Origin of the sequence: Micromonospora sp. NPDC051141 (assembly GCF_044455765.1) — a bacterium.
Lineage (GTDB): Bacteria > Actinomycetota > Actinomycetes > Mycobacteriales > Micromonosporaceae > Micromonospora.
In genome coordinates this window covers 35651-60125 of record NZ_JBITFD010000016.1, presented here as the reverse complement: position 1 = coordinate 60125, position 24475 = coordinate 35651, and the positions used below count along the sequence as shown (strand labels likewise).

At 72.6% G+C, this 24475-nt stretch carries 17 protein-coding genes; 13 read left to right on the top strand and 4 right to left on the bottom strand.

All coding sequences use genetic code 11. From position 1 onward, the window contains the following. Positions 1-294 precede the first annotated feature (294 nt). From ACIA6B_RS26430 to ACIA6B_RS26410, 5 genes are all read left to right on the top strand, one after another. On the top strand, positions 295-894 hold the full coding sequence (locus ACIA6B_RS26430) for a hypothetical protein (protein ID WP_396777323.1): 600 nt from the start codon (positions 295-297) through the stop codon (positions 892-894). 12 nt (positions 895-906) lie between these two features. After that, on the top strand, positions 907-2154 hold the full coding sequence (locus tag ACIA6B_RS26425; protein WP_396777322.1) for a hypothetical protein: 1248 nt from the start codon (positions 907-909) through the stop codon (positions 2152-2154). A gap of 141 nt (positions 2155-2295) precedes the next feature. Further along, on the top strand, positions 2296-3951 hold the full coding sequence (locus ACIA6B_RS26420) for a sodium:solute symporter family protein (RefSeq protein ID WP_396777320.1): 1656 nt from the start codon (positions 2296-2298) through the stop codon (positions 3949-3951). 16 nt (positions 3952-3967) lie between these two features. Next, complete coding sequence (locus ACIA6B_RS26415; RefSeq protein ID WP_396777318.1) at positions 3968-4288, top strand: hypothetical protein; 321 nt, start codon at positions 3968-3970, stop codon at positions 4286-4288. Between the two features lie 88 nt (positions 4289-4376). Then, positions 4377-4760, top strand: coding sequence for a hypothetical protein (locus ACIA6B_RS26410; RefSeq protein WP_396777316.1), 384 nt, complete (start codon positions 4377-4379; stop codon positions 4758-4760). Positions 4761-4870: 110 nt separating this feature from the next. On the opposite strand, the gene ACIA6B_RS26405 is transcribed toward ACIA6B_RS26410, so the two are convergent. Beyond that, entirely contained in the window at positions 4871-6661 is a 1791-nt protein-coding gene (locus ACIA6B_RS26405; protein WP_396777315.1) for a glycoside hydrolase family 6 protein, read from the bottom strand. A 541-nt stretch (positions 6662-7202) separates the two neighbouring features. On the opposite strand from ACIA6B_RS26405, the gene ACIA6B_RS26400 reads away from it, so the two are divergent. Then, the gene (locus ACIA6B_RS26400) at positions 7203-8318 is read left to right on the top strand and encodes a hypothetical protein (protein WP_396777312.1); all 1116 of its coding nucleotides are present in this window, start codon (positions 7203-7205) and stop codon (positions 8316-8318) included. 79 nt (positions 8319-8397) lie between these two features. Continuing rightward, the gene (locus ACIA6B_RS26395) at positions 8398-9273 is read left to right on the top strand and encodes a class F sortase (RefSeq protein ID WP_396777510.1); all 876 of its coding nucleotides are present in this window, start codon (positions 8398-8400) and stop codon (positions 9271-9273) included. A gap of 88 nt (positions 9274-9361) precedes the next feature. Here ACIA6B_RS26395 and ACIA6B_RS26390 read toward each other — a convergent pair whose 3' ends face one another. Next, positions 9362-14422: an NAD-glutamate dehydrogenase gene (locus ACIA6B_RS26390; protein ID WP_396777310.1), complete on the bottom strand. Its 5061-nt coding sequence runs from the start codon at positions 14420-14422 to the stop codon at positions 9362-9364. Positions 14423-14709: 287 nt separating this feature from the next. On the opposite strand from ACIA6B_RS26390, the gene ACIA6B_RS26385 reads away from it, so the two are divergent. The 6 genes from ACIA6B_RS26385 (at position 14710) to ACIA6B_RS26360 (ending at position 22142) form a co-directional block, all read left to right on the top strand. Continuing rightward, positions 14710-16671 (top strand): penicillin-binding transpeptidase domain-containing protein, encoded by a 1962-nt coding sequence (locus ACIA6B_RS26385; protein WP_396777308.1) that lies wholly within the window; start codon positions 14710-14712, stop codon positions 16669-16671. Between the two features lie 153 nt (positions 16672-16824). Continuing rightward, positions 16825-17259, top strand: coding sequence for a hypothetical protein (locus ACIA6B_RS26380; protein WP_396777307.1), 435 nt, complete (start codon positions 16825-16827; stop codon positions 17257-17259). Next, a complete protein-coding gene (locus ACIA6B_RS26375; RefSeq protein ID WP_396777305.1) occupies positions 17256-20237 on the top strand; it encodes an alpha/beta fold hydrolase in 2982 nt (993 codons plus the stop codon). Before ACIA6B_RS26380 ends, ACIA6B_RS26375 begins: the two co-directional genes overlap by 4 nt. Before the next feature lie 140 nt (positions 20238-20377). Continuing rightward, positions 20378-20587 (top strand): hypothetical protein, encoded by a 210-nt coding sequence (locus ACIA6B_RS26370; protein ID WP_396777303.1) that lies wholly within the window; start codon positions 20378-20380, stop codon positions 20585-20587. Then, entirely contained in the window at positions 20584-21369 is a 786-nt protein-coding gene (locus tag ACIA6B_RS26365) for a PhzF family phenazine biosynthesis protein (RefSeq protein WP_396777301.1), read from the top strand. The genes ACIA6B_RS26370 and ACIA6B_RS26365 overlap by 4 nt, the downstream gene beginning before the upstream one ends. Positions 21370-21371: 2 nt before the next feature. Then, on the top strand, positions 21372-22142 hold the full coding sequence (locus tag ACIA6B_RS26360) for a 2OG-Fe(II) oxygenase (protein ID WP_396777299.1): 771 nt from the start codon (positions 21372-21374) through the stop codon (positions 22140-22142). Between the two features lie 13 nt (positions 22143-22155). Here ACIA6B_RS26360 and ACIA6B_RS26355 read toward each other — a convergent pair whose 3' ends face one another. Together ACIA6B_RS26355 and ACIA6B_RS26350 are read right to left on the bottom strand one after the other, a co-directional pair. Continuing rightward, positions 22156-23376 carry an arginase family protein gene (locus ACIA6B_RS26355; RefSeq protein WP_396777298.1) on the bottom strand — a complete coding sequence of 407 codons (1221 nt, stop codon included), beginning with the start codon at positions 23374-23376 and terminating at the stop codon, positions 22156-22158. A 65-nt stretch (positions 23377-23441) separates the two neighbouring features. Continuing rightward, complete coding sequence (locus ACIA6B_RS26350) at positions 23442-24359, bottom strand: tetratricopeptide repeat protein (RefSeq protein ID WP_396777296.1); 918 nt, start codon at positions 24357-24359, stop codon at positions 23442-23444. Between the last annotated feature and the right edge of the window lie 116 nt (positions 24360-24475).

Below are 24475 nucleotides of genomic sequence, written 5' to 3'. Positions count from 1 at the left end.
CGCCCGGGAAGGTTCGCTGGGTGGCGCCGGCAGTGGCCGGCAGGTCGACGGCCACGACGCCGGGACCCGGCCCGGACGCCTTGGGCAGGATACGTAATCCCCGACGGATGCACTACCGGCCGTCTCGCCGCTCACTACGGTCCGAGATGGTCTTGGCGGGCCCCGTCGGACCCCCGTCGCCTGGCCGGACCGGCGGGCGCGGGCCGCGCGCCGGGCACCCGACCCGGGAAAGTGCCCCGGAACGGGATTGGCGATCACCCGGAGGAGGGAATACCAGCTGGCGAAGGAGGAGCCATGTCGCCCACGCAGGTAGTCGTCATAGTCATCGTCGTCGCCGTGGTCGCCGCGTTGGTCGCGTTCGCCGTGGTCGCGAACCGCCGACGGGCGCTGCGGCAGCGCTTCGGCCCGGAGTACGACCGGGTCGTCGCCGAGCAGGACAGCCGCGGCGCCGCCGAGCGGGAGCTGCGGGAGCGCGAGCGTCGGCACGCCGAGCTGGAGCTGACCCCGCTCACCCCGGAGTCCCGGGCCCGTTACGCCGCCGCCTGGGAGGAACTCCAGGTGCGTTTCGTGGACTCGCCGGCCGAAACCGTCGGCGACGCCGACGAGCTGGTCAGTCACCTGATCGCGGAGCGCGGATACCCCACCGGGGACTTCTCCGACCAGATCGCCCATCTCTCCGTCGAGCACGCCCGCACGCTCACCCACTACCGCGACGCCCACGAGATCCGGCAGCGCAACGAACGCGGCGAGGCCGGCACCGAGGATCTCCGCCAGGCGCTGGTGCACTACCGGGCCCTCTTCGCCGACCTGCTCGGCGCGGACCCGGTCGGCCAGCGCTCGCCGGAGCAGCGCCACCCCGATCCCGACCCCGAGCACGACGCCACGAGCCGCTGAGGAGCCGCCGCCATGCGCCACGAAGAGCAGCAGGTCACGCCGGAGCACCCGGAGACCGTACGATCCGCGCCGGTGCCGGTCCCGCCGCCGGACGACCGCGCCCACGCCGACCGGTCGGGGACCGACCGCGCCGGCCGGGCCGAGGTTCCGGAGGACGCGCTCGACGACCGGGGCACGTTCGACGACCCGGCCGTGACCGACGGACCGGACGCCCGGCCCGACGAGACCCGGGCGTACGACGCCGACGAGTTGCGCGACGCGGCGGACCGGTCGGACGACGCCGACGGGACGCGGGACGGCGAGCGGCCCGCCTTCCACGAGCCGGCGCCGCTGCCGACGGCGTTCGGCGCGGCCACGGTGGGCGACGCGGTGGCCGCCTCGGCGCTGGCCGGCGGTCGTCCGCAGGACGAGCGGGACGCGCGTGGTGAGGACACCGCCGCGCCGGGCGACGGCGCGCCGGGGCGTACCGACCCGCTGGACGACGAGCGGGCCGACCCGACCGCCGGGGACCGGCTGCACGACCGGGACCGTTGGGCGGCCGGACACGCCGACGCGGACCGGGACGCGGACGTCATCGACCGGGACGCGGACGTCATCGACCGGGACGACGACACGGTGACCGCCGACGCGGACCGGCGCCACGACCGGGTGACCGCCGACCGGGACTCCGACGACGCGGTCGCCGCCGGCGCGGTCGGATACGGCAGCCCCGAGCCGGGCCTGGTCGACCCGGATTCCGTGCCGGTCGCGGCGGGCGCCGACGCCGACGGTTCCGGCCGGCACCACGACACCGCCGACCGGGACGCCGCCCTCGCGGCGGCAGGCACGGCGACCGGCAGCACGACGGCGGCCGGCGGCCCGGCGGGCGCGACCGTGACCGGCGGCGAGGTCGGCGCGGTGGCGGCCAGCGACGCGGCGGGCGTGACGCCGACCGGCGACGCGGCGGACGCGGCGGTGGCCGGGGCGGGCCGGGCCACGTCCGGCGCCGTGCCGGCGAACGCGGCCACGCTGTTCGACCCGGACGCGGCGCAGGGCTTCCGGGACCGCTGGCGCGACGTCCAGCTGCGTTTCGTGGACGACCCGAAGGCCGCGGTCGGCGAGGCGGAGTCGCTCGTCGAGGAGGCGATCGAGGCGCTGTCCACGGCGCTGCGGGAGAAGCGCAGCCGGCTCGGCACCTGGCAGGAGTCCGGGGACACCGAGCAGCTCCGGGTGGCGGTGCGCGGCTACCGCGACTTCCTGGACCGCGTACTGGGCCGCTGACGCCCCGCACCCGCGACGGAGCCCCGGCCGGTCACCCGGTCGGGGCTCCGTCGCGCACTGCGGATCGACCAGTAGGCATGAAACGTCGCGATCGGGGTACCTGCCGCCGCAGCACGCACCCACACGAGGGGAGCAACAGGCATGGGCAGCGGCCTACGGTTGAACATGAACGCCCTGGACTACCTGATCCTGGCGCTCTACTTCGTCACGGTGCTGGGGGTCGGCTTCGCCGCCCGTCGCGCCATCAAGACCAGCGTCGACTTCTTCCTGTCCGGGCGGTCGTTGCCCGCCTGGGTCACCGGTCTGGCGTTCGTCTCGGCGAACCTGGGCGCGCTGGAGATCATCGGCATGGCCGCCAACGGCGCCCAGTACGGCATCATGACGGTGCACTACTACTGGATCGGCGCGGTGCCGGCGATGGTCTTCCTCGGCATCGTGATGATGCCGTTCTACTACGGCTCGAAGGTCCGCAGCGTCCCGGAGTACCTGCGACTGCGCTTCAACCGCCCCACCCACCTGCTCAACGCGATCAGCTTCGCGGTCGCCCAGGTGCTGATCGCCGGAGTCAACCTCTACGCGCTGGCGTTGATCATGCAGGCGCTGCTGGGCTGGCCGCTCTGGATCGCGATCGTGGTCGGCGCGGTGATCGTGCTGGCGTACATCACCGTCGGCGGGCTGTCCGGGGCGATCTACAACGAGGTGCTCCAGTTCTTCGTGATCATCGCCGGCCTGGTGCCGATCACGGTGATCGGCCTGGTCAAGGTCGGCGGCGTGAGCGGCCTGATGGACGCGGTACGCGAGTCCAAGCTCGGCGAGGCCGGTCTGCACGCCTGGCAGGGCACCGGCAGCACCGACAACCCGCTCGGCGCGCACTGGCTGGGCATCGTCTTCGGCCTCGGTTTCGTGCTCTCCTTCGGCTACTGGACCACCAACTTCGCCGAGGTGCAGCGCGCCCTGTCGGCGCGGAACATGAGCGCCGCCCGGCGTACGCCGATCATCGGGGCGTACCCGAAGCTGCTCATCCCGCTGGTCACCGTGATTCCCGGCCTGATCGCCCTGATCACGGTCAAGGGGCTGGGCGCCGACCAGGGCGACCTGGTCTACAACAACGCCATCCCGCTGCTCATGCGCGACCTGCTCCCCAACGGCGTGCTCGGCATCGCGGTCACCGGCCTGGTGGCGTCGTTCATGGCCGGCATGGCGGCCAACGTCAGCGGGTTCAACACCGTCTTCACGTACGACATCTGGCAGGCGTACTTCCGGCGGGACCGCCCGGACGGGTACTACGTGAAGGTGGGCCGGATCGCCACCGTGATCGCGGTGGTGGTGGGCATCGGCACCGCATTCATCGCGGCCGGCTTCAGCAACATCATGAACTACATCCAGGCGCTGTTCTCGGTCTTCAACGCGCCGCTGTTCGGCACGTTCATCATCGGCATGTTCTGGCGGCGGATGAGCGCGCTGGCCGGCTTCTGGTCGCTGCTGGCCGGCACCGTGGTGGCGGTCGCGACGTACGTGCTCTACAAGACCGGCGTGATCAGCTTCAACTCGGACCTGGAGGAGAGCTTCTGGGGCGCCGGCCTGGCCTTCGTCACCGTCGCCGTGGTGGCCGCGATCATCACGCCACTGACCCGACCGAAAACCGACGAGGAGCTGACCGGCCTGGTGTACGGCCTCAGCGACACCACGCTCGCCGACGACTCGCTGGCCGGCGACGCGGCGTGGTACCGCTCCCCGGTGCTGCTCGGCGTCGTCGCCGTGGTGCTCGCCGCCCTCTTCTACATCCCGGTCTTCTGAGGAAGGGACCCACGTCATGGCAGACAACGCGGACCGCTACTCCGACGGCGAGGCCCACGACCCGCTTGTCGACGAGACCGAGGACGCCCGGGAGGAGCACTCCGCCGCGGCCCGGCTGTTCGACATCCGCCGGGTCATCGGTGGGCTGTTCGTCGCGTACGGGCTGATCGTCGGGCTGATGGGGCTGTTCGACTCGTCGGCCGAGATCGACAAGGCGCAGGGGTTGCGGATCAACCTGTGGGCCGGGGCGGCGATGCTGGTATTCGGGCTGCTCATGCTGCTCTGGCAGCGGCTGCGCCCGACCGAGGCCCCGTCGACGCGCTCCAACGGGTCCTGATCCGCACCGGATCCCCGCACCGGCCCCGCCGGCATGCCCGGCGTCGCACCGGGTACACCAGGCACGGATGGGGACAGGAGGCAGCAGCATGACCGATCGTGACCCCGGTGGCGAGCGACCGCTGGAGGAGACCCCCGAGGTGGCCGCCGCGGTGGCGGACGACAGCACGGTGCCGCAGTTCCGCGGTGGCGGCACCGATCCGGACAATCCCGCGTTCGCCGAGCCGGACGGCGCGGTGGCCGACACCGGCTCGCCGGACATCCTCGGCGACCCGTACGCGGCCGGCACCGGCGCGACCGGCACCGGCACCGGCGCGGGCGGGGACAACATCCGTACCGGCGCCGAGCAGCCCTGGGAACCGGAGGACCTGGTCCGGGCCCGCGGCCAGGACGTGACCCCGGAGAACGTCGAGCGGGCCCGCCGTGACCTGGCCGAGCTGGGCCAGGCGGCGATCGAGAAGACGGTGCCCTGACCCGGAACGGCCGGGGGCCCCTGGTCGACGTGGGCGTCGACCAGGGGCCCGGGGAAACCCGCGCGGCGGTGCCTCACTCCCGCCGCGGCGGGTGGTCCGGCCGCGGGGCTCTACAGCGCCGGGTAGGCGTTCTGCATGAGCTGCGCGAACTGGGCCGGGAACCAGGCGCCGGAGATCGGCGCGTCCGGCAGGGCGCCGGAGAGGTTGTTGCCGTTGCGGGCGTTGCCGGTGTACGTCGGGTCGCACATCCGGTCGAAGCCCTTGCCCTCGTTGTTCGGGATCTCCTTGCTGGAGCCGTCCGACTCACCCGGGGGCTTCACCCAGACGTAGGCGTCGATGCCGGACTCCGGCGCCGCCTTCGGCCGCTCGCCGAGACCCGCGCCGGCCTGGTTGCACCAGTTGCCGAGGTGGATGCGGCGGTCGACCTTGCCACCGTTGACGTAGGCGTCCACGCTGGTCAGCGGGCCCGGGCCGGTGGGCCGGGCGGTGCCGCCCCAACCGTTGCGGGAGGTGTCGATCAGCATGCCGATGTTGCTGTCGAAGCCGACCGAGACCAGCTTCTGCCGGAACGCCTGGGCGAACGAGAGCTCGTCGACGTACTGGTTCCAGTCGATCCACTTGGACTGCCGCACGGTCTGGCCGTTCACCGAGTCGGTGATCTTGATGTACGGCTCCTTGAGCGCGGAGTAGTTCGCCGTGTTGACGATGAAGCCGGTCACGTTCTTCACGGTGCTGCCGGACGCGACGGCGGCGGCCTTGAGCTGGTCGGCGACCGGGCCGAAGTTGCTGTCCCAGCCGATCCAGCCGTGGTGCGCGGCGTCGATGTAGTTGTAGACGTTGCCGATCGCGCCGAGCTTGGCGAGGGCGTAACCCACGCCGTTGACGTACGCGCCGTTGGCCTTGACCGTGTCGCACATCGCGGTGCCGCCCGCGTTGCCCGAGGTGTTGGTCACCAGGTTGGGCAGCGAGTCGATCTCGATGATGTTGATGATCCGCAGGTTCTTGTACTTCGCGTCGGCCTGGATCGCGGCGATCGGGTCGATGTACTCGGACTTGTAGCGCGGCAGCTCGTCCGGGCCCAGCTCACCGTTGGAGGCGAGCGCGGCACAGTCCCGGCCCGGCAGGTTGTAGATGACGAACTGGATGTAGCCGGCGCCCTGGGCGAGCGCGGCGTCCAGATGGGCGCGGACGCCCATCGCGCCGTTGGAGCTGCTGTCCGTGGTGCCGTTGATGGCGGCGATCCGGTCGAGCCAGACCGCGGTCGGGTTGTTCGACACCCGGTTGCCACCGGCCACCGACTCGGCCTTGGCCTTCCACTCCGGGTTCACGTACCCCTTGACCCCGGCATACGGGTTGTCCACCTTCTGCCCCGGCGGCGGGGTGGTGGTGGGCGGCGGGGTGGTGGGCGGGGTGCTGGTGGGCGGCGTGCTCGTCGGCGGCGTGCTCGTCGGCGGGGTGCTGGTGGGCGGCGTGCCGCCGTTGCAGACCGTGCCGTTGAGCGTGAACTGCGTCGGCTTCGGGTTGCTGCCGCTCCACGCGCCGTTGAACCCGATGCTGGTGCTGGCGCCGGTGCCCAGCGAGCCGTTGTAGGACTCGTTCTGCGCGGTGACGTTCTGGCCGCTCTGGGTCCACTTCGCCGACCAGCCCTGCTGTACGCGCTGGCTGCTGTTGCCGAACGTGAAGCCGAGGGTCCACGAACTGACCGGGTCACCGAGGTTCTTGATGACCACGTTCGCGGTGAAGCCACCGGCCCAGTCGCTGGTGGTGTAGTCCACGCTGCACTGCGTCGCGGCCTGTGCCGCGGTGACCGGGAGGGTCACCAGCCCGCCGGCCACGAGGACGCCGGCGCCGGTGAGCGCGAGCGTCCGGCTCCGGCCGGACAGCCTTCTCCACAGATTCATACCACTGATCTCCTTGGGCGAGACCGGATCCGCGTACGGCCCGGCGGAATGGCGGCGGTGGTCGGCCCTGCGGGAACGACCGTGCGCGCCACGGGTTACTTCGGGGGACGCCCGACCCGGACGGGCGTGAGGGTGGTGGTGGTGCCGACCGGTCCGCAGGACCGGTCGAAGGAGCCCGACGTCGTCCGGTGAGACCGGTTGCCCTCGACGTCTGTGCTCGCGGTGTGGCTCCCCGAACCGCGTGCAGCGATTCTTGCATGGGAGCGCTTCCATGGCAATGCCTCGATACGCACCCCGACCCTACCCCCACCCCCACCCATGATCACCGATCGTCGATCGCCGGGTGCGGGGAGCGCGGGGACCGGGCGGGAGGCACAGAGGGCGCAGAGGGCTCGGGGGTGCTGGGGCTACGCGAAATGCGGCATCATCGACAAAGGCCGAAAAACGAAACTTTCCCCGGATAGCTCGCGAAAAGGTCTAACGTCGGCCGTAGCTCGACTGACGTCGGGCTCAGGACGAACAGGGATGGAGTGACGCTGGTATGGCTGACAAGATGCTCGGGAAGATCGTCGCGGGTGCCGCTCTCGGCGGTGCGGGCCTTCTCGTGTTCACCCCGGGAATGGCCTACGCAGGCGGGCACGACGACGAGGGCAAGGTGATCGCCAAGCCGCACGTGGTCAAGGCCGGTGACACCGTGGAACTGCTCCAGATCTGCCCGGAGCCCCAGGAGCACGCCTACGTCTGGTCGAAGGTGACCGGCAAGGTCGACCTCCACCCGGCCCGGGACGGGGAGCACGGGGACTGGGCCGACCAGGGCGGCGACTGGGCCGACCAGGGCGGCGACCGGGCCGAGGACGCGGACCAGGGGCCCGACGGCAAGGACGGGCACGGTGCCCCGCCCGAGGCCGACAAGGACGAGCACGGCAAGGACGCCAAGGACGAGCACGGCAAGGACGAACACGGCAAGGGCCCCGAGGGCAAGGACGAGAAGGGCAAGGGCGGGCACGGTCCCGGCGAGGCGGGCATGCCGGAGCCGCCGGCCGACGCGCCGAAGCCGGGCGGTGCGGGTGCCGGCATGGCCGCCGACGCCGGGAACCTCGGACCGCAGGGCCACGAGGAGTACGGCCAGGACGCCGAGCCGGGCTGGTCGGCCGCCGACTGGACCCGGGACGAGCACGGCGCCGACGGCAAGGACGGACACGGTGCCCGGTCCGAGGCCAACAAGGACGAGCACGGCAAGGACGCCAAGCAGGAGCACGGCAGGGACGCCAAGGACGAGCACGGCGCCCCGCCGGAGGCCAGCAAGGACGAACAGGGCAGGGACGCCAAGGACGAGCACCACGGCGACCGGCAGGACGACAAGGGGTACGGCCACGGCGAGGACGAGGCCGGCTGGGAGCACGGGAAGGACTTCGTCTACTACGGCGAGGCCCGCGTCTCCGAGGACGTCCACCCGGGCCGCTACGAGCTGAACGGCTCCTGCGGCGAGGGCGAACTGGTGGTCCTGCCCCGGGGCGGGGTCGACGGCGGTGACGGCGGCATGGCCACCACCGGCCTGGACCGTGGTCTTGCCACCGGGGGTGCCGGCATGATCGGCGCCGCCGCACTCGGCGGGCTGGTGCTGATGCGTCGGCGGCGGGCCGGTGGCCTGGTCTGACCGGACGACGAACCGGGCCGGCGGCCGTCACGGGAAACCGTGGCGCGCCGTCGGCGCGGCCGTCGTCGTCCTGCTCGCCATGGTGGGCTCCGGCCTGATCGGCGCGTCCGTCCGCACCGTCCCGCCGCCCACCCCGCCGCAGCCGATCGCGCAGGCCGGACCGGCCGGCACGACGGATGCCACCGACCCGCCGACCGCCTCCGACACCGATCCGGACGCCGACGGCGGCGCGCCCTGGGACGGCCCGTCGACCGCCTACGCCGACCCGGCCACGCCACCCGGCGCCGTGCCGGGGACGCCCTCCGGTGCCACGCCGGCGACCCCACCCGGAGTGCCGTCGGGGACCGCGCCGGGCACGCCGTGGGGGACCCCACCCGGGACCGCGCCGGGCACGCCGTCGGGGACCGGGTCCGGGACCGCACCGGGCACACCGCCCGGGAGCGTGCCGGTGGCCCCCGGCGCCGCGCCGACCGGGCCCACGGGTGCCCCGGCCGCACTGCCCCGCTCCGCGCCCACCACCGTCGTGATCCCCCGGATCGGGGTCAGTGCCGAGGTCATGACGCTCGGCACCAACCCGGACGGAACGGTCCAGGTGCCCCCGCTGGACCAGGCGATGAAGGCGGGCTGGTACTCCCCCGGCGCCAGCCCGGGCGAGGTCGGCAACGCCGTGATCGTCGGGCACGTCGACTCCGCCAAGCTCGGCCCGGCGGTCTTCTTCAACCTGGGCGCGCTGGTGCCGGGCGACACCATCGCCGTGTCCCGGCAGGACGGCTCGACCGTCACGTTCACCGTGGCGGAGGTCCGGTCGTACCCGAAGACCGCCTTCCCGGCGGAACAGGTCTACGGCCCGTCCACCGTGCCCGGCCTACGCGTGGTCACCTGCGGCGGGGTGTTCGACCGCACCGCCGGCAGCTACCTGAACAACATCGTGGTCTACGCCCGGATGACCCGCTGATCCACCTCAGGCACGGAAAGAGTGCCCATCCGAAGCGCGATGGGCACTCTTTCCGTGTATCAGCGAGCGGGCCGGACGACGAGACGCGTCAGGCCGCCGCGGAGGTGCGGACCAGGGTACGGATCTGGCGCAGCAGGACGGACAGGGCGGACAGGTCGGCGCGGGACTCGTCGAACTCCCCCATCGCCCGGTGCGCCCGGTGGATCGAGGTCGCGTTCGCCTGCTCCCACTCCTGCACCCGCTCCACCGGCGGCTGGCTGTCCGAGGTGGAGCTGAGCACCTCCGCGGTGAGCGCGGCAAGCGCGGCGTACAGGTCGTAGCGCAGCGCCATCCGGGCCAGCGTCTGCCAGCGGTCCTCCCGCGGCAGCAGGGAGATCTTCGACAGCAGCGCGTCCACCCGGAACCGGTCGGAGAGCACGAAGTAGACCGAGGCCACCTCGCTCACCTCCCGCCCGGTCGTCTTCGCCGTCTCGACGATGTCGAGCAGGCCGAAGCTGTACATCAGGCGGGTCGCCTGCACGGCCAGCTCACGCGGCAGCCCCTTGCCGACCAGCGTCTCGATGTGCGCCGCGATCGCCTCCCGCTCGGTGCCCCAAAACAGGTGCTCCAGATCCGGCATGAGCTGGGCCACGCCGTCGCGCAGCCGGGCGATCTCCGCCGGCACGTCGATCGGCGAGCGCCGGTTGGTGACCAGCCAGCGCACCGCGCGGTCGAGCAGCCGTCGGGTGTCCAGGTAGACGGCGGTCTGCAACTCGGGCGAGACCTTGTTGTCAAGCGCCTCGACCGCGTTCCACAGCTCGCCCAGCCCGAACACCTCGCGGACCACCACGTACGCGCGCAGCACGTCCGCCGCCGAGGCGGCCGTCTCCTCGACCACCCGGAACACGAACGAGATGCCGCCCCGGTTGATCGCCTCGTTGACAAGCACCGTGGTGACGATGTCCCGGCGCAGCCGGTGCCGGCCCATCCGGTCGGCGAAGCGCTGCCGCAGCGGGGTCGGGAAGTAGTTGACCAGGACGTCGGTCGTCCACTCCTCGTCCGCCAGCCCCTCGCTGACGATCTCCCGCTCCAGCACGATCTTCACGTACGCGAGCAGCACCGCGAACTCCGGCGGGGTCAGCCCGGTCTCGGTGCGGACCGCCAGCTCCTCGTCCGACGGCAGCGCCTCCAGCGCCCGGTCCAGCGCACCGGACCGCTCCAGCTCGTTGATCATCCGGCGGTGCACCGGGAGCAGCGAGGCGGCCTGGGTCTGCGCGTTGTTGAGCGCCCGCGCCTGGTCGTAGTTGTCCCGCAGCACCAGCTCGGCGACCTCGTCGGTCATCTGGGCCAGCAGCTCGTCCCGCTCCGGCCGGTCCAGTTCCCCGTCGGCGACCGCGGTGTTCAGCAGGATCTTGATGTTGACCTCGTGGTCGGAGCAGTCCACCCCGGCCGCGTTGTCGATGAAGTCGGTGTAGATGCGTCCGCCGCCGGCGGCGTACTCGATCCGGCCCTGCTGGGTGAAGCCCAGGTTGCCGCCCTCGCCGACCACCCGGCAGCGCAGGCTCTTGCCGTCCACCCGGATGGCGTCGTTGGACTTGTCCCCGACCTCGGCGTTGGTCTGCTTCGACGCCTTCACGTAGGTGCCGATGCCACCGTTCCAGAACAGGTCCACCGGCGCGGTGACGATCGCCTTCATCAGCTCCTGCGGGCTGAGCTGCGTGACGTCGTCGTCGAGGCCGAGCACCGCGCGGACCTGCGGCGTGAGCGGCACCGACTTCGCGGTACGCGGGAAGATGCCGCCGCCTGCCGAGATCAGCTCCGGGTCGTAGTCCTCCCAGGACGACCGGGGCAGGTCGAACAGCCGCTTGCGCTCGGCGAACGAGGTGGCCGCGTCCGGGTCCGGGTCCAGGAAGATGTGCCGGTGGTCGAACGCGGCCACCAGCCGGATGTGCTCGGAGAGCAGCATCCCGTTGCCGAACACGTCGCCGGACATGTCGCCGACGCCGACCACGGTGAAGTCCTGGGTCTGGGTGTCGTGCCCCAGCTCCCGGAAGTGCCGCTTCACCGACTCCCAGGCGCCCCGGGCGGTGATGCCCATCTTCTTGTGGTCGTAGCCGGCCGAGCCGCCGGAGGCGAACGCGTCACCGAGCCAGAAGCGGTGCGCGGTGGAGATCTCGTTGGCGATGTCGGAGAACGTCGCGGTGCCCTTGTCCGCCGCCACCACCAGGTACGGGTCGTCGACGTCGTGCCGGACCACGTCCTCGGGCGGCACGATCTCGCCGCTGACGATGTTGTCCGTGACGTCGAGCAGCGCGGAGATGAACTCCTTGTAGCAGACCACCGCCTCGTCCCGGTCGCCCGGCTTCTGCTTGAGCACGAAGCCGCCCTTGGCGCCCACCGGCACGATCACCGCGTTCTTCACCATCTGCGCCTTGACCAGGCCCAGCACCTCGGTGCGGAAGTCCTCGCGCCGGTCGGACCAGCGCAGGCCGCCCCGGGCCACCGGCCCGAACCGCAGGTGCACGCCCTCGAACCGGGGCGAGTAGACGAAGATCTCGAACTTCGGCCGCGGCGCCGGCAGGTCCGGGATGGCCTGCGGGTCCAGCTTGAACGCCACGTACGGCTTGGGCCGCCCGCCCACCGGCTTCTGGTAGAAGCTGGTGCGCAGCGTGGCCTGGATCAACGTCAGGAAGGCCCGCAGGATGCGGTCCTGGTCGAGGCTGGCCACCTCGTCCAGCGCCTCACCGATCGCGTCGACCAGCTCGGCGCCGCGCTGGCGCCGCTCGTCCATCGTGATGGGGCTGGGCGCGAACCGGATCTCGAAGAGCTGCACCAGCAGCCCGGCGATGCTCGGGTACGCGATGAACGTCTGTTCCATGTACTCCTGGGAGAACACGGTGCCGGCCTGCCGCAGATACTTCGCGTACGCGCGCAGCACGACCACCTGCCGCCAGGTGAGCCCGGTGCGCAGCACCAGCTCGTTGAAGCCGTCCACCTCGGCCTCGCCCCGCCAGGCGGCGGCGAACGCGTTCTCCACGTGCGGGCGCACCTCGGCCAGGTCCTGGTGCCGTTCCGGCAGCTCCAGCCCGAAGTCGTAGAGCCAGATCCGGCCGTCGACGCGCTCCACCTCGTACGGGTGCTCGTCGACCACCTTCACGCCGAGCGAGTGCAGCACCGGCAGCACGGCGGAGAGCATCATCGGCTCGCCGTACCGGTAGACCTTGAACCGCACGTCCAGCGACTCGTCGCCGTCGTTCGCCCGGCCCGAGTAGGCCCGCGGCGCCACCTGCTTGCGGAACAGGTGCATCTCGAGCTGGCCGGGCTCCTCCAGCAGCTCCAGCTTGGCCAGGTCCTTCATCGCCTCGTACGGCGTGTGCCCGTCCTTGTAGCCCTCCGGGAACGCGTCGGCGTACCGAGCGAACAGGTGCTTGGCCTGCTCGTCACCGAGCTTGCGCTCCAACACCAGCCGGTAGTCGTCGTCCCAGAGCCGGGTGGCGTCGGCCAGCTCCTCGGCGAGCAGGTCGGCGTCGATCTCGCCGGGCGGGTTGTTCGGGTCGGTGCGGACGATGAAGTGCACCCGGGCCAGCATCGACTCGGTGACCCGGGTGGTGTAGTCGACGCCGACGCCGTTCAGCTCGCGCAGCAGGATGTCCTGCATGCGCAGCCGGTTCTGCGTGGTGAACCGGTCCCGGGGCAGGTAGATCAGGCAGGAGATGAACCGCCCGTACGCGTCCCGGCGCAGGAAGACCCGGAGCTGCCGGCGGCCGGCCATCCGCAGCACGCCGATCACCGCGTGGTAGAGGTCGTCGGTCTTGATCTGGAACAGCTCGTCGCGCGGGTAGGTCTCCAGGATCTGGAGCAGGTCCTTGCCGGAGTGGCTGCGCAGGCTCAGGCCGGAACGGTCCAGCACCTCGGCGACCTTGCGGCGGACCACCGGCAGCTCCTGCACGCTGGTCCGGTACGCGGCGGTGGAGAACAGGCCCAGGAAGCGCCGTTCCCCGACCACCTCACCGGCGTCGTTGAAGATCTTGAAGCCGATGTAGTCGAGGTAGGCCGAGCGGTGCACGGTGGCCCGGGAGTTGGCCTTGGTGATGATGAGCAGGCGCTTCTCCAGCACCCGCTCGTGCGCCTCCGGGGTCATCGAGTTCAACGACCGGGCCTCCGGCGAGTCGGACCGCAGGATGCCCAGCCCGGTGCCGAGGACCGCCTCCAAAGCCTGCCCGCCGGCCGCCCCGTCCGCGTCGACCAGGCGGTACTCCCGGTAGCCGAGGAACGTGAAGTGGTCGTGCGCGAGCCAGCGCAGCAACTCCACCGAGTCCGTGATGTCCTTCTCCGGCACCGGCGGGCGGCTGTCCGACGTCCGCGCGGCGGCCAGCTCGTCGGCGAGCGCCAACGCCCGCTGCCGCATCTTGGGCCAGTCCTCGACGGCCTCCCGCACGTCGGTGAGCACCCGCTGGAGCTCGCGGCGCACCGCCTCCCGCTCGGCCGGGTCACGGACCGGGTCGATCTCGATCCGCATCCAGCTCTCGACCAGGTCACCGGCGATCGCGTCGTCCGGTTCCACGTCCGCGGAGACCTCGGTGAGCCGGCCCAGCGGCTCCCGCCGGACCACGACCAACGGGTGCACCAGCAGGTGCACGTCGAGGTGGCGGGAGTTCAGCAGCGCGGTGACCGAGTCGACCAGGAACGGCATGTCGTCGGTGACGATCTCGACCACGGTGTGGTGCTGCTCGGCGTCCGGCTCGTGGATGCGCAGTTTCAGCTCGCCCGGCACCCGCTGCTGGGCCAGGTCCCGGTGCGCCCGGGCCGCCTCCAGCATCTCCTCGGCGGTGAAGCCGATCAGCTCCTCGTCCGGCGCGAACCGCCAGAAGCGGTCCACCAGCGTGGCCGCGTCGTGGTCGTCGCCGGCCAGCGCGACCGCCTGGGCGACCAGCCGCTCCGCGTTGGGCACCGGCTCGTCCAGCTCGGCGCCCTCCACGTCGTCGGCCAGTGCCTGCGCGGGCAGGCCCAGGTCGTAGAGGGTGTCGATGCTGGAACCGGTCAGGCCGGTCACTCCTGTGTCGAGACGGCCGAAACCGTCCCCGTCGGTCGCCGAATCGAAGCTGTCATCGTCCCGGCTGGTGTCAGCCTGGAGATCGGGTCCCGGTTTGATCGCCGGACGCCGGTCCATCGGTGCCACTCCCCTCGACCCACCGCGTTGTGGGTCACTCTGCCGCCCAGCCTAGGCCCTGCCGTTGTGCCCCTCCGTCGGCGGACCACCGGCCGGACGTCCGGATCGGGACTGTGCCCTTTCACCTGTTGCGGGTCCGTGGTCGGCCGGTCGCGGATTACCCCGGCTGGCGATGTTCATCACACTGCCACATGCCAGTTCTGAACCCGCCGCGGGCGGTGGCGGGGCGGTGGGGAGCCACGTGGCGTACTAGCGTGCAGGTCAGCTTCACACCGGAGGACCGCTTCATGCCCCTGTCGTACCCCGTCCACCCCCGTCGCCAATCCCGCCGCCGGCCGATCGCGGCACTGGTCGCCGCGCTGCTGGCCGCCGGCGCGGTGACCGGGTGCTCCGGCGAGGACGGGCCGGGGAGCACCATCGACGCCTTCCTGAGCGGCTGGCGCTCGGGTGACCTGCAACCGGTCGGCTTCCTCGCGCCGACCGGCGCGCGGGTGCCGGCGGCCGAGGTGACCAAGCAGTTGACGGCGCTCGCCGGTGACCTGGCCGCGACGCCGCCGACGCTGGAACGCACCGGCGAGGTCACGACCGCCGGCGACATCGCCACCGCCCGGGTCCGGCTGACCTGGACGCTGCCGGGCGGCGCCCGCTGGGCCTACGAGAACCCGGTGCGCCTCAAGGGCAGCGGCGACCAGTGGCAGGTGATCTGGGAGCCGGCCGTGGTGCACGAGAAGCTGACCGAGGGCGACCGCCTCGCCCTGCGCCGGGAGCCCGCGGAGCGGGCCGCGGTGCTGGACGCCGCCGGCAAGCCCGTCGTGGCGCCCCGCCCGGTGGTCCGGGTCCAGGTCGCGCCCGGCGAGGTGAAGGACGTGCCCGGCCTGGTGCGCAAGCTCGACGCCGCGTTCAAGGCGGTCCGGCCCGCGCTCAGCCCGCCGGTCGACCTCAGCGACCTGCCGAAGCGGCTCAAGGAGGCCGACCGGGACGCGCTCGTCGAGGTGGTGACGCTGCGCGACGAGGCGTACCGGCAGATCAAGTCCCGCATCTACGACCTGCCCGGCACCCGGTTCCCCACCGACCAGCTCATGCTGGCCCCGACCCGGGAGTTCGCCCGGGCGCTGCTCGGCTCCGTCGACCAGGCCCAGGCCGACGATCTCCAGGCCCACCCCGACCGGTACGCCCGCGGCGACCTGGTCGGCCACGGCGGCCTCCAGGGCCGGTACGACGAGCGGCTGCGCGGCGTGCCCGGCGTCACCGTGATCACCGAGCGGCCCGCCGCCGAGGGCGCCACCGAGCCCACCGGCACCGAGGTGTTCCGCAGCGACCCGAAGCCCGGCCAGCCGGTGCGGACCACGCTCGACGTGGCCACCCAGAACGCCGCCGACGCCGCGCTGCGGGGCCAGACCCGCCGCTCCGCGCTGGTCGCGGTGCGGATCAGCGACGGCGCGGTGCTGGCCACCGCGAACGGCCCCGGCGCGGCCGGCGAGAACCTCGCGTTCACCGCCCAGGTGCCGCCCGGCTCCACGTTCAAGATGGTCAGCGCGTTGGGCCTGCTCGACCGCGGCGCGGTGACCCCGCAGACCACGGTGAACTGCCCGAAGACCGCCGAGGTCGACGGGCGCATCTTCAAGAACTCGGACAACTTCGCGCTCGGCGCGGTGCCGTTCGCCACCGACTTCGCGAAGTCCTGCAACACCGCCTTCACCGCGCTGGCCCCGCAGCTCGGCCCGGACGGGCTCGCCCAGGCCGGCCGCACGCTCGGGCTGGAGGCCGGGTGGGACCTGGGCGCGGACGTGTTCACCGGCAAGATCTCCGCGAACGGGGAGCGCACCGAGCAGGCCGCCGCCGCGATCGGGCAGGGCACCACGCTGGTCAGCCCGCTGGCGATGGCCGGCGCCACCGCGGCCGTGGCGCGGGGCCGCTTCGAGCAACCCAGGCTGCTGCTCGACCCGGCGCCGGGCAAGCCCGCCCCGGCCGGGCCGGCGCTCAAGCCGGAGTCGGTGGCCGCGCTGAAGACCCTGATGCGCGGCGTGGTCACCGCCGGCACCGCCACCGCCCTGGCCAAGGTGCCCGGCGAGCCGGTGCACGGCAAGACCGGCACCGCGGAGTACGACAACAACCCGGCGCACACGCACGCCTGGTTCGTGGGCTGGCAGGGCGACGTGGCCTTCGCCGTCTTCGTCGAGCAGGGCGGCTCCAGCACCGCCAGCGCGGTGCCGATCGCCGAGCGGTTCCTGCGCGGTCTCGCCCGCTGATCCTTCCGGATCACGCCGATCCGTCGGGCCGCGGCGCATTTTCCGCGATCGATTCCGGCCGGGCCGCCGAACGGGCTTGCCCATTCGTGCGACCCTGGCCAATGTCGAGTCGCCGGATGATATGGCTTCCGACCGCAGCGGAAAGGGGCCACGATGTTCCCCGACCTCTACGCGACCGCCGCCCAGGTGCTTCCGGTTCTGCTGCTCGCGCTGATCTGGGATTCCCGTTTTCTGGACCGCCTGCGCGAGCAGAACCGGCACCTCCGGCGCGCGGACCCCGATGGTGTCCTCTTCTGGACCAGGTCCCGCGTGCGGGTCTACTCCCTTTTCATCGTGGCCACCATCGTGCTCGGGACGGCGCTGTCCCTCCTGGTCCTGGCCGAGGTGCTGCCGCACGGTCCCGAGCTGCGGGCCGCGGTGACGATCTGCGTGCTCCTGGCGCTGGCCACGCTGCTCACGCGCGTCATGGTCGACGTGGTGGCCGCGACCGGCGCCGAACCGGCCGGCGGCGACAGCGTGCCACCCCTTACCGGGCCACCGCCGTCGACCGCCCCGCCGGCGCCGGGGCTTCGGGACGATCCGCGATGAACACAGTCGACGTGGTGTTCGTGCACGGCCTCTTCTCCTCCCGACGCGCCTGGGAGCAGATGGACGCTCTGCTGGCCGCCGACCCCGACCTGCCCGAGGTCCGGACCCACTTCTTCGAGTACGACTCCCAGGTCGTCCGGCTGCGGCCGGACCGGCGGATCCCGCGCCTGGACGACATCGCGGACCGACTCGGCACCTACCTCGCGCACGAGGTCGCCGCCGCGAGCCGGATCGTGCTGGTCTCGCACAGCCAGGGCGGGCTGGTGATCCAGCGGTACCTGGTGCGGACGCTGGCCCGGGGCGGCGGGCCGGAACTGGCGCGGATCCGGCGGGTGGCGATGTACGCCTGCCCGAATTCCGGATCACAGTTCCTCGGTTCCCTGCGACGAATGACGTTCCGTTGCCGCAATCCCCAGGAACGGGAATTGCGTCCGCTCACCAAGGAGATCGCCGAGACCTACGACGCCCTCCAGCGTGGCGTCCTCCAGGCCCGCGCGGCGGGACCACACGAGTGGCCGCTACCGATATCCACGTACGCCGGAATGTCGGACAACATCGTTCCGCCCTTCATCGCGAAAGGATCATTCACCGCGAGCGGGGTGGTGGCGGGCGACCACTTCTCGGTGATTCGCCCGGCGACCCGCGACGATTCCCGTTACCTGGCGCTGCGCAAGGAGATCCTTACCGCCGCGGAGGCCGGCGAGTGGCCGGGGGACCCCGCCACGACCTCGACCGAGGGCTCCGGCGCCCCGGACAGAGCGCTCACCGACCGGCCGGAGCGGGCCGGGCGCATCTCGGTCGAACCGCCACTCGGCCGCCTGGACTCCCCGCTGTACGGCCGGGACCAGCTCATCGAGGAGATCACCTCGGGCGGGCGGGCGCCGGCCGGGGAGCCCTCATCGGTGCACGTCCTGCACGGGCTGCCCGGCTCCGGCAAGAGCTACCTGGCGCTGGAGATCGCCCGGCGCAGTCGGCTCGCCGACCGGCAGGTGTGGTGGGTCTCGGCGCAGCGCCTCAGCTCCAACATGCGCGAGGTGGCCACCCGCCTCGGCGCCCCGAGCGGCCTCGTCGACCGGGCGTGGTCGGGAGACGCCAGCGCCACCGACCTCGTCTGGCGCTTTCTCGACAAGGCCGAACGCCGGTGGGTCCTCATCATCGACAACGCCGACGATCCCCGGGAACTGGACCCGGTCGACGACGACCTCACCGACGGCCGGGGTTGGCTGCGTCCACCGCAGGATCCGGCCAATCTCGTCGTGGTCACCAGTCGGGACGGCGACCGGAAGACCTGGCCCGCCTGGTCCCGCCGGCACGCGGTGCGACCGCTCACCGACGCCGAGGGCGCACTGGTGCTGCTGGCCCGGGCCGGCGGCGGGGCCGGCACGGTGGAGCAGGCGCGCGCGCTGTCGGCGGCGCTCGGCGGGCTCCCGCTGGCGCTCCGCGCGGTGGGCGACTACCTCAAGTCCGTCCACACCACGCAGATCTACCAGGGCCGGCAGGTGCTCCGTGACTTCGAGAGCTACCGGCTCGACCTCCAGCGACGTCTCGAACTGCCGCCCGGCGCGCCGAAACTCGACGAGTTGACCGGCCTGGGGATCACCGCGCAGGTCTTCGACATCTCGCTGGAGCTGCTCGCCCGGCGGGGTCTCACCCAGGCCGGCAACCTGCTGCGGGTCCTCGCCTGCCTGAGCGTCGGGCCGGTGCCCTACCACCGACTGCTCGACCAGGACGTGCTGAAGCGGTCCCCGCTCTTCTCCGAGTTCACCGCGCAGCAGCAGTTGACCGTCCTCGAAGGACTGGCCGACCTGTCGCTGCTGGCCCCGGACGAACTGCCGGAGGTGCGGATCGACGACTTCCGGTACGTGCTCTCGCTGCATCCGCTGGTGCACGGGATCATGCGGGACGACCGCGAGCTGCGCCGACAGACCACCGAATACCATGCGCTCTGCGCGCAGTTGCTCACCGCGGCGGTCCGGGGCCTCAACCCGGACGCCGCCGCCGACTGGGACGGCTGGTACCTGCTGGCCCCGCACACCATCGCGCTGGCCCGGGACCACCTGCGGGGCAGCGGCGTCCGGTACGAGCGGCTGACCGTGCTCGCCGTGCTGGAACTGGTCCGGCTGACCGCCCGGTACCTCCTCGCCACCGGCCTGGCGCGCTCCGCCGAGGAGATACTGACCCCGGTGGTGGAGAACTGCGCCGCGTACGGCATGAGCCCGGCCGACCGGGAGATCCTCGCGCTGCGGCACGAGTTGGCCCGGGCGGCGCTGGAGCAGCAGCGCCCCGCGGAGGCGGAGGCGCTCCTGCGGGACGTGATCGCCGGCCGCGAGGCGGTGCTGACCGCGCAGCACCCGGACACCCTCGCCAGCCGGCACAAGCTCGCCCGCGCCATCATGGCGTCGAACCGGTGGAGCGAGGCGGAGAAGGAGCTGCGGTCGATCGTCACCGCGGAGGACAAGGTCCGCGGTCCGGAACACTCCGACACGATGATCATCCGGCACACGCTGGCCCGGGCCGTCCGCCACCAGGGCCGGACGGCGGAGGCCGAGGAGATGCTGCGGGAGATCCTCGCGATCCGACTCCGGCACTGGGAGCCGGAGGAACCGGAGACCCTGCTGGTCCGGCACAGCCTCGCCCGGTGCCTGTTCGACCTCTCCCGCTTCGACGAGGCGGAGCAGCAGCTCCGGGCGGCTCTGACCGGCCTGCGGGCCGACGAGATGGTCCGCCCGGAGGTGCTGCTGCTGCGGTGGACCCTCGCCCAGGTCCTGATCGCCCGGAAGGACGTGGTCGCCGCCCGCGCGGTGCTGACCGGGCTGCTGGAGGACCGCGAGCGGGTGATCGGGGAGCAGCATCCCGACACGGTCGCCACCCGCGAGACACTCGCCCGGCTGGCGCCGTACGTGGGGCCCAGGCAGCCGGCCGGGACCGAACCGGAACGGCGCGAGCGGAATCCGCACCGGATGGATTCCGGAACGTGACAGGTCTTCGATTGGACGGATTTCCGTCACCTCGGAGGCAATGTCGTCCGTCGACGTCGTGGCATCCTCCGAATGGCGGTTGTCCCGGCGGCCGGGGCGGACCAACCTCAAAGGACAACGTTCGACTCAGGGGGGCGCGAATGCCTGTCGACGACCAGCCCGGGCCGGAATCACCCGGCACCTGCCACGGGCACCTGCCACCCCCCGCCCCGCCGGCCGAGGCGCTCCGCCAGATCGCCCGCGACATGGTCAAGGCGTACGAGGTGGCGCTGGAGGTCGACCCCCAGCTCTCCTTCGGCGGCCGGATCCCGATGGTCGCCGGCGCGCAGCCGACGGGCGATCGGGCATGAGCGCGAACGGCAGCCGACTCTTCGTCGTCGACGCGTTCACCGACGAACCGTTCCGCGGCAACCCGGCCGGCGTCGTCATTCTCGCCGACAAGCGGAGCGACGCGTGGATGCAGTCGGTCGCGAGCGAGATGCGCCATTCGGAAACCGCATTCGCGTCGCCGGCGGAGAACGACTGGTGGCACCTGCGCTGGTTCACCCCGACCGTCGAGGTCGACCTGTGCGGGCACGCCACACTCGCCACCGCGCACGTGCTCGGCGGGCACACCCGGTTCCGCACCCGCAGCGGCGACCTGACCTGCTCGGTCTCCCCGGAGGGGTGGATCGAGATGGACTTCCCGGCGGATCCGCCCGCCCCGATCGACATGCCCGAGCCGCTCCGCGCCGCACTCGGCGACGGGGTCACCGTCGTCGCGGTCACCCGGGGCGTGTCCGACCTGCTCGTCGAAGTCGCCGGGCCGGACGACGTGCGGGCCGCCCGCCCCGACCTGGCAGCGCTCGCCTCGATCCCGGTCCGCGGCGTCATCCTCACCGCGCACGATCCGGCCCGCAACCGGATCGTCAGCCGGTGCTTCTATCCGGCGGTCGGCGTCCCGGAGGACCCGGTCACCGGCTCCGCCCACTGCACCATCGGGAGTTGGTGGGCGCAGCGCCTGGGCCGTGACGACCTCGTCGCCGAGCAGCTCTCACCGCGCGGCGGCACGCTGCGCCTGGCCCGCCGGGGCGACCGGATGCGGCTCGGCGGCCGGGCGGTCACGGTCTGGCACGGCGAGATCTCGGTCTGACCGTGAAGTACGCCGAGGAACTGAACGCCGTCACGCTGGCCCAACTCGCCGAGGGAACGCTGGACGCCGTCTGGGTCCGCGGCTTCCACCCACCGTCCGCCTGCCGGGCGGTGCTGCCCCGGCTGGTCGAGGCGTGCGAACGGTCGCGTTACACGCTGACCGGCGACTTCCAGAGCGTCGGCACCTCGATCGGTGAGGCCGCCGAGTCCGCCGCCGACGAGCGGCGCTACCTGGAAACCGCCGCCGACACGCTCGGCCTGATCCGGGACGGGATCTTCGCGGGCCGGCTCTCGCCCCTCGACGAGCTGCGGCTGCGGCTGGACGAGATGTGGCCGGCCGGCGCCACGGTGGCCCGGCACGAGGGCCGGCTGATGCTGCCCGGCATCATCCGCCGCTGGCCGGCCGGCGGGCACGCCAACCCGCACATCGACCAGCGGGCGATCCCGTTGCTCGCCGGGCTCGGTCTGCGCCGCCGGATCGGCACCAACGTCTACCTTGAGGTGCCACCGCCCGGCAGCGGCGGGCAGGTCGACTTCTGGTCGCTCTGGTCCGACGAGGACACGTACGACACGCGACGTCGCACCGACTACGGCCTGGACCGGGAGCAGCTCGGCGAGCCACACTGGTCCTGCGAGCCCGGCCAGGGAGACTTGCTGATGTTCGACGCGGCGCGCGTGCACGGCGTACGCCGGGTGGCGCGGGGCTCCCGGGCGACGGCGGCCTGCTTCGTCGGCGTGCGCGACGCCGGCCGGCCGCTGGTGCTGTTCGCCTGAGCCGGCTACTCGGTCAGGCGCTGTCCTCGGCGGCCGGCGACGACTCCCCGACCGGCGACACGTCCGTCCCGGGCACCGCGACGCGGCGGAGCAGCCCGGGGCCGACGGCCGGCCCGGAGTCCTTCTCGCCCGGCTCCGGCAGCCACGCCGCCGGGTCGTCGTCACCGTCGTGCCCGTCCAGGACGGCCGGTGGGCCGATCGGGTCCGCCGCGACGGCGGGTACGGGCACCGTCGTCGCCGGGCGCGGCACCCGGCCGTCACCCGCCCGGGGTGCCGGGGCCGCCGGGCCGGCCGGCAGCAGTCGGGGCGGCACCGCGTCCGGGGCGACGACCGGGGCGAGCCCGGCCACCACCGTGTTCACGATCTCCGCCGCGTACGCCCCGTCCGGGTCGTAGTCGGGGTCGAAGACGGTCAGCTCGACGCCGAGGCAGTGCGGCGTGTCCACCAGCCCGGCGAGCAGGATCTCCAGCTCGGCGAAGGCGATACCGCCCGGGTCGGGCGCGTCGACGGCGGGCATCACGGCCGGGTCGAGCACGTCCACGTCGATGTGCACCCAGTAGCCGGCACAGTCGACGAGCTGCTCGTGCGCCCACTGGGCGGTCCGGGCCGCGCCCTCGGCGCGCAGCGCCGGCACCGGTCGGGTGGTGATGCCGGCGGCTTGGAGATCGAGGCGGTACTCGTCCTGCGCGCGGATGCCGAGCACCACCACGTCGATGTCCCGGAAGTAGGGGCGCCGCCCCTCGATGGCGGCCAGGTCGGGCTGCCCCCGCCCGGTGACCAGGGCGAGGTCCTCCCCCGCCGCCGCACCGACGTAGGAGGCGTTGCCGGGGTGCCGGAAGTCGGAGTGGCCGTCCACGAAGACCAGCCCGATCCGCCCGCCGACCGCTTCGCCGAGCCGGTGCATGGCCAGCGCCGAGCCGAGCAGCACCGAACAGTCCCCGCCGAGCACCAACGGGAACTCGCCCCGGTCGATGATCGCGCCGATCCGGTCGGCCAGCGCCACCGAGTAGGTCGAGATCTCCGGCGCGTGGCAGACGCCGTCGCCGGGCCGCCAGTCGCCCGGGTCGTACCGGGGCGGGGTGAGACAGCCGGCGTCGCGGGCCCGCAGCCGGGCGAGCAGCCCGTGGTCGCGCAGCGCGCCGGGCGCCTTGCCGCAGCCGGGTACGGAACTGACCGTGGGCGGGCGCAGCCCGAGGTTCGTCGGCGCGTCGAGGACGGCGATCCGGCGCATCATGAGCTCCCGTCCTCGATGGTCGGGCGGGCCGGCGGCGCGCCGGCCCGCGCGGGCGTGCGACGAACTCAGAACAAGGCGCTGGCCAGGGCGCGTCGGGCGGAGGCCACGGCGGGGTCGTCCGGGCCGGCGATGGTGAACAGGCCGATCAGGTGCTGGCGGACCCGGTCCCGCTCCTCACCGGCGGTGCGGCGAACCAGGCCGACCAGTCGCTGGTAGGCCCGATCGGCCAGGCCACTGAGCACCTCGATGTCGGCGGCCAGCAGTTGGGCGTCGACGTCGTCGGGGGCCGCCGCGGCGGCGTCGAGCGCCCCCTGCGGGTCCGCCCCGGCCACCCGGCGGGCCAGCCCGACCTGCGCCAGACCCGCCTCCGCCGCGGCGTCCGTCGGGGTCTCGGCCAGGATCTTCCGGTACGCCGCCTCGGCGGCGTCCAGGTCACCGCTCATCAGCGCGTCGTCGGCGGCGTCGAGCCGCGGGTCCTCCGGCTCGGCCACCTCGACGCCGGCGGCCTTGAGCACGGCCTGGATCCACTGCCGCAGCTGCGCCTCGGGCACCACGCCCGGGAAGGCGTCGACCGGCCGCCCGCCGACGATCGCGTAGGTGGTCGGCAACGTCTGGAGTTGGAACATCTGCGCGAGCCGGGGCTGCTGCTGCACGTCGACCCGGGCCAGGAGCCACGCGCCGGCGCCCTCGGCGGCCAGCCGCTCCAGCACCGGTGCGAACTGGTCGCTCTCCGGGTACCCGGCGGCGCCGAAAAAGACCACGACGGGTGTGGCGAGCGAGCGTTCGAGCACCTCGGACTGGATGTTCGCCTCGGTCACGTCGATCACGGCGGCCGAGCCGGCGGGGCTGCCCGGCAGCCCGGCGGGCGGGCCGCCCTGGGACGGTGTGGCGGGAGAGGTGTCGGCCGGTGCGGGGGTGCGCAGCGCGCTGAGGTCGACCGCGCCGCGGGTGAAGATCGACGAGGTGATCCGTGGGTCGCTCATGGTTGTCTAGTCTCGCACGTACCGCACCGAACTCCGCTCACCCGCAACGGCGACGTTGCGACTCTCACCCCTGCTCAGAGTGCGCAAGAAGGGCCTTCCTGACAGACGCCGCGTCA